Consider the following 16026-nt stretch of genomic DNA (forward strand, 5'->3'; position numbering starts at 1 on the left):
CCCTACTTCTTCGCCGAGGTGACCCGGTAGACGTCGTAGACGCCCTCGACGCCGCGGACGGCCTTCAGGACGTGGCCGAGGTGCTTCGGGTCGCCCATCTCGAAGGTGAAGCGGCTCATCGCCACCCGGTCGCGGGAGGTCTGCACCGCCGCCGACAGGATGTTGACGTGCTGGTCCGAGAGCACCCGGGTGACGTCCGAGAGCAGTCGCGAGCGGTCCAGCGCCTCGACCTGGATCGCCACCAGGAAGACCGAGGACTGGGTGGCCGCCCACTCGACCTCGATCATCCGCTCCGGCTGCTGCGAGAGCGCCTCGACGTTCACGCAGTCCGACCGGTGGATCGAGACGCCGTTGCCACGGGTCACGAAGCCGACGATCGGGTCGCCCGGCACCGGGGTGCAGCAGCGGGCCAGCTTGACCCAGACGTCCTCGGTGCCCTTGACGATCACACCCGGGTCGCCCTTGGCGCGGCGGCGCAGCGAGCGGCTCTGGTGCGTCGGGGTGGCCGTCTCGGCGAGGTCCTCGGTCGCGCCCTCCTCGCCGCCGAGCGCCTGCACCAGCTTCTGCACGATGGACTGCGCCGCGACGTGCCCCTCGCCGATCGCGGCGTAGAGCGAGGAGATGTCGGGGTAGCGCATCTCGTGCGCGAGGGTGACCAGGGAGTCGCCGGTGAGGATGCGCTGGATCGGCAGGCCCTGCTTGCGCATGGCCCGGGCGATGGCCTCCTTGCCGTGCTCGATGGCCTCCTCGCGGCGCTCCTTGGAGAACCAGGCGCGGATCTTGTTGCGGGCGCGCGGCGACTTGACGAAGGTGAGCCAGTCCCGGGAGGGTCCGGCGTTCTCCGCCTTGGAGGTGAAGACCTCGACGGTGTCGCCGTTCTCCAGCTCGGACTCCAGCGGCACCAGGCGGCCGTTGACCCGGGCGCCGATGCAGCGGTAGCCGACCTCGGTGTGCACGGCGAAGGCGAAGTCCACCGGGGTGGCCTTGGCGGGCAGCGCTATCACGTCGCCCTTGGGGGTGAAGACGAAGACCTCGTTGCTGGAGAGGTCGAAGCGCAGCGACTCCAGGAACTCGCTCGGGTCCTCGGTCTCCTTCTGCCAGTCGAGCAGCTGCCGCAGCCAGGCCATCTCGTTGACGGCGTCGGCCTTGTCGTGCTTGCGGGCGTGCGCCGGGGTGTCGGTGCGGACCTTGGAGGCGCCGGCCACCGCGCGCTGCTTGTACTTCCAGTGCGCGGCGATGCCGTACTCGGCGCGGCGGTGCATGTCGAAGGTGCGGATCTGCAGCTCGACCGGCTTGCCGCCGGGCCCGATGACCGTCGTGTGCAGCGACTGGTACATGTTGAACTTGGGCATCGCGATGTAGTCCTTGAACCGCCCCGGCACCGGGTTCCACCGCGCGTGGATGGTGCCCAGCGCCGCGTAGCAGTCGCGGACGGTGTCGACCAGGACCCGGATGCCCACCAGGTCGTAGATCTCGGCGAAGTCGCGGCCCCGCACGATCATCTTCTGGTAGACCGAGTAGTAGTGCTTCGGCCGGCCGGTGACCTGGGCCTGGATCCGGGCACCGCGCAGGTCGCCCTGCACCTGGTCGATCACGGTGGCCAGGTACTCGTCCCGCTTGGGCGCGCGCTCGGCCACCAGGCGCACGATCTCGTCGTACATCTTGGGGTAGAGGATCGCGAACGCGAGGTCCTCCAGCTCCCACTTGATGGTGTTCATGCCCAGCCGGTGCGCCAGCGGGGCGTAGATCTCCAGCGTCTCGCGGGCCTTCTTCTCCTGCTTCTCCCGCTTGAGGTAGCGCATGGTGCGCATGTTGTGCAGGCGGTCGGCGAGCTTGATCACCAGGACGCGCGGGTCCTTGGCCATCGCGACGACCATCTTGCGCACGGTCTCGGCCTGCGCGGCCTCGCCGAACTTGACCCGGTCCAGCTTGGTGACGCCGTCGACCAGCAGCGCGACCGAGTCGCCGAAGTCCTGCCGGAGCGTCTCCAGGCCGTAGTCGGTGTCCTCGACGGTGTCGTGCAGCAGGCCCGCCATCAGGGTCGGGGCGTCCATGCCGAGCTCGGCGAGGATCGTCGCCACCGCGAGCGGGTGGGTGATGTACGGGTCGCCGCTCTTGCGCTTCTGCCCGCGGTGCCACTTCTCGGCGACCGCGTAGGCCTTCTCAATCTCCCTGAGCAGGACCGGGTCGGCCTTCGGGTCGTTCGCCCGAATGGTGCGGAACAGCGGCTCCAGGACGGGGTTGACCGCGCTGCTGCGCTGGCCGCCGAGCCGGGCGAGGCGGGCGCGCATGCCGCCGCCGGAGGTGGACCGGTGGGCGGGCGGCGGGGCGGGACGCGCCGGGCCGGTCCCGGAGGATGCGGGACGGCTCTCGGGCGCGGCGGCCTCCGCGGTGGGCACAACCTCGTCGGGCAAGGACACTCCTCGGGGGCGCAAGGGCCTCCCCCTCGTACGGGCGGTCGCGCCGTCGGTCGCACCCGTCGGTCGTGCAACCGAGAGGGGATGAATCTTCATGGTACCGAGAGTGCGGCCCGGCCGGTCGGCCGCCCGGCGCGGAACCGGGACCCGAGGGCGCGGCGGCCGGCCCGCGGACCTGCCGCCGCGCCCGGGTCCCGCGGGGTCAGACCGTGACGAGGGCGTCCAGCGGCGCCCCGGCGAGGTGGCCGCCGAGCCGCGCCCGGCCGTCGAGGAAGCCGAGCTCCATCAGCACGACCACGCCGGCCAGCTCGGCGCCGGCCTCCCGGACGAGGTCCAGCGAGGCGCCGAGGGTGCCGCCGGTGGCGAGGACGTCGTCGACCACCAGCACCTTCTCGCCCGGCGCGAAGGCGTCGCACTGGACCTCCAGCGTGGCGGAGCCGTACTCGAGGTCGTAGGAGCGGGCGAAGACGTCGCCGGGCAGCTTGCCCTTCTTGCGGATCGGCACGAAGCCGAGGCCGGCCGCGAACGCCGCCGGGGCGGCCAGCACGAAGCCGCGGGCCTCCAGGCCGACCACCTTGGTCGCCCCGAGCTCGGCGGCGCGGCCGGCGAGCGCCCGGGTGAGCGCACCGAAGGCCTCGGCGTCGGCGAGCAGCGGCGCGATGTCCTTGAACAGCACGCCGGGCTTCGGGTAGTCCGGGACGTCCTTGATCCGGCTGGTGAGCAGATCTGCGAGGACGGGGTCGGGGGAGGTCACGTGGGTTCCTTCGGGGTGGTCGGCGGGGGCCTACGGGCCCGGACGTGCACAGCGGGCCGGACGGGCAGCGGGGGCCCGGTCTGCGGTTCGACCTTACCCGCAGCGACACCCGGTAACGGAAAAGGTCCGGCCGGCCCGAGTCTCCTCGGGCCGGCCGGACCGTGCGGTGCTGCGTCGTCCGGTCAGCGCTTGCCGGACGGGCGGTTCTTGCCGCGGGAGCGGGCGACCGGCTGGTTGCGCTGGCCGACCACGCCGGCGGCGACCTCGTCGCCGTCCTCGTGCTCGGTCTCCGCGGCCTCGGCGGCCTTGGCGTCCGCGGCCCGGCGCTGGGCGACGCGCTTGGCGAGCGCGCGCATCTCCGGGGTCTGCTCCTTCAGCTGCGCGAGCAGCGGGGTGGCGACGCAGATCGACGAGTACGCGCCGGCCGCCAGACCGATGAACAGCGCGAGCGAGATGTCGTTCAGCGTGCCGGCGCCGAGCATGCCGCCGCCGATGAACAGCAGGGCGGCCACGGGCAGCAGGGCGACCACGGTGGTGTTGACGGAACGCACCAGGGTCTGGTTGAGGCCCAGGTTGGCGGCCTCGCTGTAGGTGCGCTTGTTCTGCTTGGCGATGCCCCGGGTGTTCTCCTTCACGGTGTCGAAGACGACGACCGTGTCGTAGAGCGAGTAGCCGAGGATCGTCAGGAAGCCGATCACGGTACCGGGGGTGACCTCGAAGCCGACCAGGGCGTAGACGCCGATGGTGATCAGGAGGTCGTGGATCAGGGCGACCAGCGCCGCCAGCGCCATCCGCCACTCGAAGGCGATGGCCAGGTAGGCGGTGACCAGCACCATGAAGACGACCAGGCCGAGCAGCGCCTTCTGGGAGATCTGCTTGCCCCAGGAGGGGCCGATCACCTGGGCGTCGATGTCCTTGGTCGGGACGCCGATCTCCTTGGACAGCTCCTGCGAGAACGCCGGACCGCTGACCTTCTCCTCGGAGCTGACCTGGATGCGGATCTTGCCGTCGCCGGTCTTCTGGACCTGCGCGGTGGTGTCACCGGTGATGTGGTTGGCGGCGTCCTGCGCCTGCGAGACCGTCAGGCCCTGCTTCTGGACGGTGTAGACCGAGCCGCCCTTGAACTCGATGCCCAGGTGCAGGCCCATCGCCAGGCCGATCGCCGCCACGAGGACGATGACGCCCGAGATGGAGTACCAGATCTTGCGCTTGCCGACGAAGTCGAAGCTGACCTCGCCCTGGTAGAGCCGGTGGCCGATGTTCCGAAGGGACATGGCGTCAGGCCTCCTTGGGGGCGTTGGCGGAGGGACGGCGACGGCTGCCGCGGATCGGCGGGCGGGCGCCGAGCCGCTTCGGGTCGAGACCGGACCACGGGTGGCCGTTCGCGAAGAACTTCCGCCGTGCCAGCAGGGTGATCAGCGGCTTGGTGAACAGGAAGATCACCACGATGTCGAGCAGCGTGGTCAGGCCCAGCGTGAACGCGAAGCCCTGGACCTTGCCGACCGAGACGACGTACAGCACCGCGGCACACAGGAACGACACGAAGTCGGAGACCAGGATGGTGCGGCGGGCGCGCGGCCAGGCGCGCTGGACGGCGGGCCGCAGCGGGGCGCCGTCGCGGACCTCGTCGCGGATGCGCTCGAAGTACACGATGAAGGAGTCCGCCGTGATACCGATCGCGACGATCGCGCCGCAGACCGCGGGCAGGTTCAGCGCGAAGCCGATACTGCCGCCGAGCAGGCACATGATCGCGTAGGTCAGGATCGCCGAGACGAGCAGACCGGCGATGGAGACCAGGCCGAGGCCGCGGTAGTAGACGAGCGAGTACACGACCACCAGCGCCAGGCCGATGGCGCCGGCGATCAGGCCGGCCTGCAGCTGGTCGCCGCCGAGCTGCGGGGAGACGGTGGTGACGTCGCTCATGTCGAAGGTCAGCGGCAGCGCGCCGTAGCTCAGCACGTTGGCCAGGCCCTTGGCGTCCTCCTGGCTGAAGCTGCCGGAGATGGTGGCCGAGCCGCCGGTGATCGACTGGCTGACGTAGGGGTGGGAGACCACCTTGCCGTCCAGGACGATGGCGAACTGGTTGGCCGGGGAGGCCTGGGTGGCCAGGGCACCGGTGGTGCTCGCGAAGGCCTTGGAGCCGTTGTCGTTGAACGACAGGTCGACCTGCCAGCCGCCGGCCCGCTGGGTGTCGAACAGGGCCGAGGCCTTGGACACGTCGGAGCCGTTCACGGCGACCGGGCCGAGCGCGAACTTGTACCAGACGCCCTGCTCCTTGTCGTAGGAGCAGCCGACCGCGTTCTTCTTCGGGTCGGTCTGGTAGTCCTTGCGCTGCTCGGGCTTGGAGCAGTCCAGCGCGGCGAACTGCTGCTGGACGTCGGCCGGCACGGTGCCCTGGGTGAGGGCCGCGGTCAGCTGCTCGGGGCTCATGCTGGTCGGCGCGGACGGGGTGGCGCCGCCGCTCGGGGCCGCGGAGGCCGAACCGGACGCGGTGGCCGAGGGCGAGGCGGAGGCCGACGGGTCGGCCTTCAGCGCGTCGCTGACCGCGCGGCCGGCCTTGCTGGCGCTGGCGCTGGGAGCGGTGGAGGCCTTGCCGGACGGGGTCGCGGAGGCGCCCGAGGCGCCCGCCGAGGCACCCGCGGACGGGGTGGCGGAGCCGGACGGGGACGGCGAGCCGGTGTTCAGCGCCGAGGGGTCGACCCCGGTCGGCGCGAGCGCGACCACGGGACGGAAGTAGAGCTTGGCAGTCGTGCCGATCTGCTCGATCGCCGCCTGCTTGTCACCGCCGTTGGGGATGTTGACGATGATGTTGCTGTCGCCCTGGGTCTGGACCTCCGCCTCGGAGACGCCCATACCGTTGACGCGCTTCTGGATGATGCCGGTCGCGATGTCCATGTTGGACTTGTTGATCGCGGCCTTGTCGTCCGACTTGGCGGTCAGGGTGACGCTGGTGCCACCGGCGAGGTCGATTCCGAGACGGGGCGTCTTGACGCCCGTCCCGAACATGAGGGCGACCAGTCCGACGGTGACCACCAGGATCAGGGCCAGCGCCCGCCCCGGGTAACCGTCGCGCTGGCGCGACTTGGGTGTTGCCACCTTGCTCGTTTCTCCCTGTCCATGCCGCCGCGGGCCGCGCCCCGGTCCGGCGTGAGGCGGGACGGAGGACGGCGGCGCAGGGCGGCCCTGAGGTCATCTGGGCCGGCGGCCGGTTGCCGCACGGCCTGGGTGGGCCCGACCGTACTACTTGGTCTCGGAGGCGTCGGCCTCGGCGTCCTTGGAGAGGCTCAGCGGCTTCTCGCCGTCCTCGACGCCCTCGGCCTCGACGGGCTCCTCGTCGGCCTCCACCGGGCGGCCGTTGATGATCGCGTCGTACTCGAGCGGCTCCAGGACGGCGGCGATGGCGCCCTTGGTGTAGTGCGCCACGACACCGGGGGCGACCTCCAGCTCGACGGTCTCGTCGTTGACCGCCTTGACCTGGGCGTACATGCCACCGATCGTCCGCACGCCGGCGCCCGGCTGGAGGGTCGCCTGCATCGACGCCGCCTGCTGCTGCCGCTTCTTCTGCGAGCGGAACATCAGGAAGATCGCGACGATCGGGAGGATGAGGATGATGAGATTAGCCACAGCCAGGGTCCTTTGCGGGCCGCCTCGGCCGGCGGCCTGGTATACGTCGGCCCGTCGGTCGAGAGGGGCGGTCCGGCGGAGTCTAGGCGACCCGCACTGTACGGACAACGCCAAGCATGCCAGTGTGCCGCCGAAAGTGGCGACCCTTGGCATGCTCCCGTTTTTCGGTTGTCGGCTACAGGCCGTCCGGGAACAAAGCGGCCTGGTCGGTCGTCTTCGCCCCGCCGCCCTGTGCGGGCGGGGCCATCCCGAGGTGCCGCCACGCCGCGGCGGTCGCGATCCGGCCGCGCGGCGTCCGGGCCAGCAGACCCTCGCGGACGAGGAAGGGCTCGGCGACCTCCTCGACCGTCTCGGCCTCCTCCCCCACCGCGACGGCGAGGGTCGACAGGCCGACCGGGCCGCCGCCGAACAGCCGCAGCAGCGCGTCCAGCACCGCGCGGTCCAGCCGGTCCAGGCCGCGGGCGTCCACCTCGTACACGTCCAGCGCCTGGGCGGAGATCTCGCGGGTGACCCGGCCGTCGTGCCTGACCTGCGCGTAGTCGCGGACGCGGCGCAGCAGCCGGTTGGCGATGCGCGGGGTGCCGCGGGAGCGGCCGGCGATCTCGGCGGCGCCCGCCGGGTCGATGTGGACGTCCAGCAGGGCGGCGGAGCGGTGCACCACCTGCTGGAGCTCGGCGGGGGCGTAGAACTCCATGTGGCCGGTGAAGCCGAAGCGGTCGCGCAGCGGGGGCGGCAGCAGGCCGGCCCGGGTGGTGGCGCCGACCAGGGTGAACGGCGGCAGCTCCAGCGGGATGGCGGTGGCGCCGGGTCCCTTGCCGACGATGACGTCGACCCGGAAGTCCTCCATCGCCATGTAGAGCATCTCCTCGGCCGGCCGGGACATCCGGTGGATCTCGTCGAGGAAGAGGACCTCGCCCTCGGTGAGCGAGGAGAGGATCGCGGCGAGGTCGCCGGCGTGCTGGATGGCCGGGCCGGAGGTGATCCGGATCGGCGCGCCCAGCTCGGCGGCGATGATCATCGACAGGGTGGTCTTGCCGAGCCCGGGCGGGCCGCTGAGCAGCACGTGGTCCGGGGCGGTGCCGCGCTGGCGGGCGGCCTGGAGCACCAGGGAGAGCTGCTCGCGGACGCGCTCCTGGCCGATGAACTCCTCCAGCAGCTTCGGCCGCAGGGCCGCCTCGACGGCCTGGTCCTCGCCGTCGGCGGCCGCCCCCACCAGCCGGTCTGCCGCCGGGCGGTCGGCGGGGTCGGTGTCGTACGGGCTCATCGGGAGCGGCTCCAAAGTCGACATGACGACTGGTCGTCAGATGGTCAAAGCGTCGGCGGTCGGACGGGTCCGGCGGCGGTCGCGGCCGGCCGGCGGGCCCGGTCGCGGCCGGTCAGCGCGTCCGGTTGAGGCCGCGCAGGGCGGCCCGCAGCAGGGCGCCGACGTCCGGCACCGGCTGCGCCTCGGCCTCCGGGGTGACCGCGGCGACGGCCTCGTCGGCCTCGCGGGGAGCGTAGCCGAGACCGACCAGGGCCGCGTGCAGCTGCTCGTGCCAGGGGGCCGGGCCGGTGGCGACCGGCTTCTGCGCGGGGACGGCGCCGTGCGGGGCGCCGAGCTTGTCCTTGTACTCCAGCAGCAGCTTGGCGGCCTTCGCCTTGCCGATGCCGGGCACCGCGATCAGCGCCTTCTCGTCGCCGCCGGCGACCGCGGCGCGCAGCGCGTCCGGGCTGTGCACGGCGAGCATCGCCTGGGCCAGCCGCGGGCCGACGCCGGGGGCGGCCTGCAGGATCTCGAAGAGGGCCCGCTCGTCGTCGTCGGCGAAGCCGAACAGGGTGAGCGAGTCCTCGCGCACCACCAGCGAGGTGGCGAGCCGGGCGGTCTCGCCGAGCCGCAGCCCGGCGAGCGTGTTCGGGGTGCACTGGACGGCCATGCCGACCCCGCCGACCTCGACGACGGCCGTGCCGGCCGCGATGTGGGCCACCGGGCCCTGGACGAAGGCGATCATCGGCGGTGCTCCTGACGTGCGGCGGGGCGTCGGGCCGCGGGCGCGGCGGGCGCCGGTGCGGCCTTGGCGAGTGCGGCGGCGATGCGGCCCTGGGCGCCGCCCCGCCAGATGTGGCAGATGGCGAGGGCGAGGGCGTCGGCGGCGTCGGCCGGCTTCGGCGGGGCGTCCAGCCGGAGCAGGCGCTGCACCATGGCGGTGACCTGGGCCTTGTCGGCCCGGCCCGAGCCGGTGACGGCGGCCTTGACCTCGCTCGGGGTGTGCAGGGTGACGGGGATGCCGCGGCGGGTGGCGCAGAGCATGGCTACGGCGCTGGCCTGGGCGGTGCCCATCACGGTGCGGACGTTGTGCTGGGCGAAGACCCGCTCGACGGCGACCAGGTCGGGCCGGTGCTCGTCCAGCCACTGCTCCAGGCCCTGCTCTATCTGTAGCAGGCGCACGCCGATCTCCGCGTCGACCGGGGTGCGCACCACGCCGACGCCGACCATCCGCAGCGGCCGGCCGGGGGCGCCGTCGACCACGCCGACACCGCACCTGGTCAGCCCCGGGTCCACGCCCAGTACCCGCACTCCGCACCCCGTCTTCCGTGTCGTCGCCCGGCCCGCTCCCGCGGCCCTCCGCAGGGTACCGGGCGGCACCGACAACGCCCGCGCCACCGCACCCGAACACGCCGCCGCCCGGCGGTCACGGGGACTGCCGGGCGGCGGGACGGGCGTGATCAGGCGTCGAGCTCGGCCATGATCTCGTCGGAGACGTCGAAGTTGGCGAAGACGTTCTGCACGTCGTCGCTGTCCTCCAGCGCGTCGATCAGCTTGAAGATCTTGCGGGCGCCCTCGGCGTCCAGCTCGACCTGCACGCTGGGCACGAAGTTGGCGTCGGCCGAGTCGTAGTCGATGCCGGCGTCGACCAGCGAGCTGCGGACGGCGACCAGGTCGGTGGCCTCGGAGACCACCTCGAAGGCCTCGCCGAGGTCGTTGACCTCCTCGGCGCCCGCCTCCAGGACGACGTCGAGCACCTTGTCCTCGTCCACGCCGTCGGCCTTGGGGACGATCACGACGCCCTTGCGGGTGAACATGTAGGACACCGAGCCCGGGTCGGCCATCGAGCCGCCGTTGCGGGTCATCGCGACGCGGACGTCGGAGGCCGCGCGGTTGCGGTTGTCGGTGAGGCACTCGATGAGGACGGCCACGCCGTTCGGGCCGTAGCCCTCGTACATGATCGTCGAGTAGTCCGCGCCGCCGGCCTCGGCACCGGAGCCGCGCTTGACGGCCCGGTTGATGTTGTCGATCGGGACGGAGCTCTTCTTCGCCTTCTGGATGGCGTCGTACAGCGTGGGGTTGCCGGCCGGGTCGCCGCCGCCGGTGCGCGCCGCCACCTCGATGTTCTTGATCATCTTGGCGAAGAGCTTGCCGCGCTTGGCGTCGATCACGGCCTTCTTGTGCTTGGTGGTAGCCCACTTAGAGTGGCCGGACATCGCCAGCTCCTTTACGTCGCCAAAGGGAAATGAACAGAGGAGATCTTACCGGTGTCGTCACCGCGAGGTGGCACACGGTCAGCGCGCCGTCCGCGGGACTCAGCGCCGGGCGTCCTCGACCATGCGCACGAAGTACTCGTGCACCCGGTGGTCGCCGGTGAGCTCGGGGTGGAACGAGGTCGCCAGCAGGTGGCCCTGGCGGACGGCCACGATCCGGCTGTCCGGGCCGTCGGCGGCCGGCACCTCGGCCAGCACCTCGACGCCCGCCCCGACCGACTCGACCCAGGGGGCGCGGATGAACACGCCGTTGACCGGCGTACCCTCCAGGCCGCGGAAGTCGACGGCCGACTCGAAGGACTCGTTCTGCCGGCCGAAGGCGTTGCGGCGCACCGTCATGTCGATGCCGCCGACGGTCTCCTGGTCGTCCCGCCCGTCGAGGATCTTGTCGGCCAGCATGATCATGCCGGCGCAGGTGCCGTAGACGGGCATGCCGTCGGCCACCCGGGCCCGCAGCGGGTCCATCACGCCGAACAGCAGCGCCAGCTTGGACATGGTGGTGGACTCACCGCCGGGGATCACCAGCGCGTCCACCTCGGCGAGCTCCTCGGCACGGCGCACCGGCCGGGCGACCGCGTCGGCGGCGGCCAGCGCGATGAGGTGCTCGCGGACGTCGCCCTGGAGGGCCAGGACGCCGATGGTCGGGGTGCTGCTGGACACGGTGGTTACCTCTTCGGTCGTGGCGGGGGGACGTGCGCCGGCCCGCCGCGCGGACGTGCTGTGCGGCGGGCCGGCGTGGCGCGGGTGGTTACCAGCCGCGGTTGGCGTAGCGCTCGGTCTCCGGCAGGGTGTCGCAGTTGATGCCGACCATGGCCTCGCCGAGGTTGCGGGAGGCGTCCGCAATGATCTTCGGGTCGTCGAAGAAGGTGGTGGCCTTCACGATGGCGGCGGCGCGCTTGGCCGGGTCGCCGGACTTGAAGATGCCGGAGCCGACGAAGACGCCCTCGGCACCGAGCTGGCGCATCAGCGCGGCGTCGGCCGGGGTGGCGACACCGCCGGCGGAGAACAGCACGACCGGCAGCTTGCCGAGCTCGGCGACCTCCTTGACGAGCTCGTACGGGGCGCGCAGCTCCTTGGCGGCGGCGTACAGCTCGTTGTTGTCGAAGCCGCGCAGCTTGGCGATCTCGTTCTTGATCTGGCGCAGGTGGCGGACGGCCTCGACGACGTTGCCGGTGCCGGCCTCGCCCTTGGAGCGGATCATGGCCGCGCCCTCGGCGATGCGGCGCAGGGCCTCGCCGAGGTTGGTGGCGCCGCAGACGAAGGGAGTGGTGAACGCCCACTTGTCGGAGTGGTTGACCTCGTCGGCCGGGGTGAGGACCTCGGACTCGTCGATGTAGTCGACACCGAGCGACTGGAGGACCTGGGCCTCGACGAAGTGGCCGATGCGGGACTTGGCCATGACGGGGATGGAGACCGCGGAGATGATCTCCTCGATCATGTTCGGGTCGGACATCCGGGCCACGCCGCCGTCCTTGCGGATGTCGGCGGGCACGCGCTCCAGGGCCATGACCGCGACGGCACCGGCGTCCTCGGCGATCTTCGCCTGCTCGGCGTTGACCACGTCCATGATCACACCGCCCTTGAGCTGCTCGGCCATGCCGCGCTTGACCCGGGCGGTGCCGATCTGCGGCTGGTCTGCGGTGATGGGGGTGGTGGACACGTAAGACCTCACTCGAAGATGAACCAGTGCTATCGACTTATCGTAGGCCCGGAACGCCCCTTACCGATGCGCCATACAGTCCAGCCGGACCGTCCGGGTACGACAAACAGTAGCCGTTCAGGCCGGTGCGCCTTCGGGGGTGAGCGCCGCCGGGGGCTCGTCGTCCATCTCGAACGCCATCGGGAAGGGCGCGCGCCCGGCCAGCCGGAAGTACCGGACGAGGCGGTGCTCGCGCACCGCACGGGCCGCCCGGACGGCGTCGTTGTGGAACCGCCGCGCCATCGGCACCCGGCGCACCGCGGCCGTGAGATCCGTCACGGCCTCCTTGCCGCCGGGCGCGTCCAGCAGCGCCGCGACCTGCTCGGGCTCGGCGAAGACCGCGCGCAGCGCCAGGCTCAGCTCGCTCTCCGCGACCTCCCGGTGCTCGTCCTCGGCCTGTCGGGCGGCGTGCGAGGCCTCGTACAGCAGCAGCGAGGCCGCCGGGTCGAGCAGCGAGGAGGTGGCCAGTTCCTGGGCCACCGAGGCGCGGCGCACCAGCTGGGCGTCGAGCGAGGCCCGGGCGGCGTCGATCCGCGCGTGCAGCCGGTCCAGCCGGCCGGCCGTCCAGCTCAGGTACATCGCGAAGAGCACGACCGCGACGGCGGCCCAGATCCAGGTAGTCACGGCCGGTCAGGCTACAGGGCGGCCGCCCGGTAGACGTCGCGGTCCAGCTCCACCACGTTGACGGCCAGGTGCACCCGCCCGCCGCCGACGTGCCGCTTCAGCAGGTCCAGCACGGCCTCGCTCAGCGCCGTCCGGGCCTCGGGGGCACGCCCGGCGAGGATCTTCAGTTCCAGGTACACCATGGCCCGCTCCGGGTCGCCGTCGCCGAGGAAGGTGTCCTCGACCGGGCGGAAGCGGGTCTTGCACGACTCGACCGTGGTGTCGATCGCGGCCGCCACCAGCGGGTGCAGCTCGGCGGCGAAGGCCCGGCGGTCGAAACCGAGGCGCGGCGAGTAGTCGACGGAGATCTGCGGCACGGGGCCCCCTCTGGTGTGTGCGCTCGCCCGACGGTCGGGCCTGCGGGTGTGCGGGTCAGTCGCGGGCGGCCAGGCCGAACCGCTCCCGCCAGCCCACCCGCTCGTCCTCGGCCACCGGCGGCATGCCGTCGGTGACCGTCTCGTAGACCGACAGGATGTCCGCGCCGACCGTCTCCCAGTCGAACCGGCGGACGTGCCGGGAGGCCGCCTCGCGCAGGTCGCGCAGCCGCTCCGGGTCGCCGAGCAGCTTCACCGCGGCCGCGGCCAGCGCATCGGCGTCCTCGACCGGGAACAGCTCGCCGGCCGCGCCGCCGTCCAGCACCTGCCGGAAGGCGTCGAGGTCGCTGGCGAGCACCGGCGCCCCGGCCGACATCGCCTCGACCAGGATGATGCCGAAGCTCTCGCCGCCGGTGTTCGGCGCGACGTAGAGGTCCACGCTGCGCAGCAGCCGGGCCTTCTCCTCGTCGCTCACCATGCCGAGGAACTCGACCTGGGCCCGCACCTCGGGGGCCAGCCCCTCGACGGCCTCCTCGCGGTCGCCCTTGCCGGCGACCAGCAGCCGGGTGCCGGGCCGCTCCTCCAGGATCCGGGGCAGCGCGGCGAGCAGTGTCGGCAGGCCCTTGCGCGGCTCGTTGATCCGGCCGATGAAGCCGATCGTCGCCGGGGCGCCGGTGCCGGCGAGCACGCCGCCCCGCCAGCGCGGATCGGGCTTGGCGTCGGCGAAGAAGCGGACGTCCACGCCGTTCGGGATGACCACCGCGTCGCCGCCGAGGTGCTCGACCAGGGTGCGCCGGGCGTACTCGCTGACCGCGATCCGGGCGGACATCTTCTCCAGCCCCGGCTGCAGGATCGGCGAGGCGGCGATCATCGCCCGCGACCGCGGGTTGGACGTGTGGAAGGTGCCCACCATCGGCCCGGACGCCGACCAGGCGGCCAGCATCGACAGGCTCGGCGAGGAGGGCTCGTGGACGTGCAGGATGTCGAAGCGCCCGTCGTTCAGCCAGCGCCGCACCCGGGCGGCCGACAGGATGCCGAAGCTGAGCCGCGCCACCGAGCCGTTGTAGGGCACGGCGACGGCCCGGCCCGCCGAGACGACGTACGGCGGCAGCGCCGACTCGTCCTCGGCCGGGGCCAGCACCGAGACCTCGTGGCCCAGCCGGATCAGGTGCTCCGCGAGGTCGCGGATGTGGAACTGCACGCCGCCGGGAACGTCCCAGTCGTACGGGCAGACGATGCCGATCCTCAACGCTGCGCCCCCTGCCCCGCGCCGGCGGCGCGATCGGTGCCGAGGTCGGACAGCCACAGCTTCTGCAGCATGTGCCAGTCCTCGGCGTGCTCCCGGATTCCCTCGGCCCACACGTCGGCGAGGGCCTGCACCATGGCGGAGGTCCGCTCGCGCTGCTCGCCCTCGGCGGGCGGCGGGATCTCCGGGTGGATCTCGGCGTGCATCAGCGGGCCGTCGTACCAGAGCGTCACCGGGAAGAGCGCCGCGCCGGTGCGCAGCGCCAGCGCGGCCGGTCCGGCCGGCATCCGGGTCGGCTCGCCGAGGAAGTCGACCTGGAGGCCGGCGGCGGACAGGTCTCGGTCGCCCAGCAGGCAGACCAGCTTGCCCTGGCGCAGCCGGCGGGCGAGCGTGCCGATCACCGACACGTCGGAGCCGGTCAGCGGCAGCACCTCCATGCCGAGGCCCTCGCGGTACGCCACGAAACGGTCGAACAGCTGCTCCGGCTTCAGCCGCTCGGCGACGGTGGTGAAGGGGTAGCCGCCCGCCGAGGCGATCCAGGCGCCGGCGAGGTCCCAGTTGCCCATGTGGGGCAGCGCGAGCACGGCGCCGCGGCCGGCGGCCATCGCCTCGTTCAGCTGCTCCAGGCCCTTGATCCGCATGGCGTCGGCGATCCGCGGCAGGCTCCAGGCCGGCAGCCGGAACGACTCCATCCAGTACCGCATGTAGGAGCGCATCCCGGCCCGGGACAGCTCGCGCAGCCGTGCCTCGTCCGCCTCCGGGTGCACCCGGCGCAGGTTGGCCTCCAACTGCAGCACGCCCTTGCCGCGGCCGCGCCACACCCGGTCGGCGATCCGCTCGAACAGCGCACGGGCCACCCGCTCGGGCAGCCGCTTCACCACCGCCCAGCCGGTCGCGTACAGCCAGTAGACCAATCGGTCCTTCACGCCGCCCCCTCGACTCCCGCCGTCTCCCGGTCGGCCTCCTGGGCCTCCCGCCGCACCGTCAGGATGCGCTGCATCACCGTCACCAGGCTGCCCGCCGCGACCACCCAGAGGGCGAACGGCAGCAGCCACTCCACGTACGGCAGGCCGAACGCGTGCAGGCCCGCCACACCGGCCGCGACCAGGCTGATCACCAGCCGCTCGGCCCGCTCGACCAGGCCGTTGACGTTCACCGGGAAGCCCAGGCTCTCGCCGCGGGCCTTGGTGTAGGAGACCACCTGGCCGCTGGCCAGGCAGAACACCGAAACGGCGCAGAGCAGGTCGTTGTTCCCGGTGCCCGCGTACCAGAGCGCCAGACCGCCGAAGATCGCGGCGTCCGCGACCCGGTCCAGCGTCGAGTCGAGGAACGCGCCCCACTTCGAGGAGCGCCCGGCCTGGCGGGCCATGTTTCCGTCGACCAGGTCGGAGAAGATGAAGAGGGTGATGGTGATCGTGCCCCAGAAGAACTCCCCGCGGGGGAAGAACACCAGGGCGCCCGCCACCGACCCGGCCGTCCCGATCAGCGTCACGGCGTCCGGGCTGACGCCCCAGCGCAGCAGCATCGCGGCGAACGGCGTCAGAACACGTGTGAAGAAGGCACGCGCGTATTTGTTGAGCATGGCCTTCCGGACCGCTCCGATCTCACCGGACTCCGCCCGCGGCCCCTGTGCCGCCGGGCGGCCGAGCGGATCGGCCCGCCCGGCTGGACAATGGTATCCACGCTGATCGCGGGGCCTCGCCGCCCCACGCCCCCGAGCAGCCCGCCGGCCCGACCGGCCCACCACGCACGGCACGGAGGCGACCGACGCCCCGGCCGTGAGCACCGCTTGT

General features: G+C 72.4%; 16 protein-coding genes. All 16 read right to left on the reverse strand.

All coding sequences use genetic code 11. The features are described from left to right. Positions 1 to 2: 2 nt before the first annotated feature. The 16 genes from IE98_RS0113340 to pgsA all read right to left on the reverse strand — a co-directional run bounded on the left by IE98_RS0113340 (position 3) and on the right by pgsA (position 15815). Positions 3 to 2513, reverse strand: a complete 2511-nt coding sequence (locus tag IE98_RS0113340) for a RelA/SpoT family protein (RefSeq protein ID WP_420706180.1) — start codon at positions 2511 to 2513, stop codon at positions 3 to 5. A 106-nt stretch (positions 2514 to 2619) separates the two neighbouring features. Continuing rightward, positions 2620 to 3171, reverse strand: coding sequence for an adenine phosphoribosyltransferase (locus IE98_RS0113345; RefSeq protein ID WP_030268515.1), 552 nt, complete (start codon positions 3169 to 3171; stop codon positions 2620 to 2622). Between the two features lie 182 nt (positions 3172 to 3353). Continuing rightward, the gene (gene secF, locus IE98_RS0113350; protein ID WP_030268517.1) at positions 3354 to 4445 is read right to left on the reverse strand and encodes a protein translocase subunit SecF; all 1092 of its coding nucleotides are present in this window, start codon (positions 4443 to 4445) and stop codon (positions 3354 to 3356) included. 4 nt (positions 4446 to 4449) lie between these two features. Then, positions 4450 to 6267: a protein translocase subunit SecD gene (secD, locus tag IE98_RS0113355; RefSeq protein ID WP_030268519.1), complete on the reverse strand. Its 1818-nt coding sequence runs from the start codon at positions 6265 to 6267 to the stop codon at positions 4450 to 4452. A 144-nt stretch (positions 6268 to 6411) separates the two neighbouring features. Beyond that, entirely contained in the window at positions 6412 to 6795 is a 384-nt protein-coding gene (gene yajC / locus IE98_RS42420; RefSeq protein ID WP_234443531.1) for a preprotein translocase subunit YajC, read from the reverse strand. A 175-nt stretch (positions 6796 to 6970) separates the two neighbouring features. Beyond that, a complete protein-coding gene (gene ruvB, locus IE98_RS0113365; RefSeq protein WP_030268522.1) occupies positions 6971 to 8059 on the reverse strand; it encodes a Holliday junction branch migration DNA helicase RuvB in 1089 nt (362 codons plus the stop codon). 112 nt (positions 8060 to 8171) lie between these two features. After that, positions 8172 to 8783 (reverse strand): Holliday junction branch migration protein RuvA, encoded by a 612-nt coding sequence (gene ruvA / locus IE98_RS0113370; RefSeq protein ID WP_030268524.1) that lies wholly within the window; start codon positions 8781 to 8783, stop codon positions 8172 to 8174. Next, entirely contained in the window at positions 8780 to 9349 is a 570-nt protein-coding gene (gene ruvC / locus IE98_RS0113375) for a crossover junction endodeoxyribonuclease RuvC (protein WP_030268526.1), read from the reverse strand. The genes ruvA and ruvC overlap by 4 nt, the downstream gene beginning before the upstream one ends. 149 nt (positions 9350 to 9498) lie before the next feature. Further along, complete coding sequence (locus tag IE98_RS0113380; protein WP_030268527.1) at positions 9499 to 10254, reverse strand: YebC/PmpR family DNA-binding transcriptional regulator; 756 nt, start codon at positions 10252 to 10254, stop codon at positions 9499 to 9501. Between the two features lie 99 nt (positions 10255 to 10353). Further along, entirely contained in the window at positions 10354 to 10971 is a 618-nt protein-coding gene (pdxT, locus tag IE98_RS0113385; RefSeq protein ID WP_030268529.1) for a pyridoxal 5'-phosphate synthase glutaminase subunit PdxT, read from the reverse strand. 88 nt (positions 10972 to 11059) lie between these two features. Further along, positions 11060 to 11971: a pyridoxal 5'-phosphate synthase lyase subunit PdxS gene (pdxS, locus tag IE98_RS0113390; protein WP_030268531.1), complete on the reverse strand. Its 912-nt coding sequence runs from the start codon at positions 11969 to 11971 to the stop codon at positions 11060 to 11062. A 117-nt stretch (positions 11972 to 12088) separates the two neighbouring features. Further along, a complete protein-coding gene (locus tag IE98_RS0113395; RefSeq protein ID WP_030268533.1) occupies positions 12089 to 12634 on the reverse strand; it encodes a membrane protein in 546 nt (181 codons plus the stop codon). Between the two features lie 11 nt (positions 12635 to 12645). After that, positions 12646 to 12990: a 5-carboxymethyl-2-hydroxymuconate Delta-isomerase gene (locus IE98_RS0113400; protein WP_030268535.1), complete on the reverse strand. Its 345-nt coding sequence runs from the start codon at positions 12988 to 12990 to the stop codon at positions 12646 to 12648. A gap of 55 nt (positions 12991 to 13045) precedes the next feature. Next, positions 13046 to 14236, reverse strand: coding sequence for a glycosyltransferase family 4 protein (locus tag IE98_RS0113405; protein ID WP_030268537.1), 1191 nt, complete (start codon positions 14234 to 14236; stop codon positions 13046 to 13048). Beyond that, entirely contained in the window at positions 14233 to 15159 is a 927-nt protein-coding gene (locus tag IE98_RS0113410; protein WP_030268539.1) for a phosphatidylinositol mannoside acyltransferase, read from the reverse strand. The genes IE98_RS0113405 and IE98_RS0113410 overlap by 4 nt, the downstream gene beginning before the upstream one ends. Beyond that, entirely contained in the window at positions 15156 to 15815 is a 660-nt protein-coding gene (gene pgsA, locus IE98_RS0113415) for a phosphatidylinositol phosphate synthase (RefSeq protein WP_030268541.1), read from the reverse strand. The genes IE98_RS0113410 and pgsA overlap by 4 nt, the downstream gene beginning before the upstream one ends. Positions 15816 to 16026: the final 211 nt, after the last annotated feature.

Source organism: Streptomyces sp. NRRL B-24484 (assembly GCF_000717715.1).
Taxonomy (GTDB): domain Bacteria; phylum Actinomycetota; class Actinomycetes; order Streptomycetales; family Streptomycetaceae; genus Kitasatospora.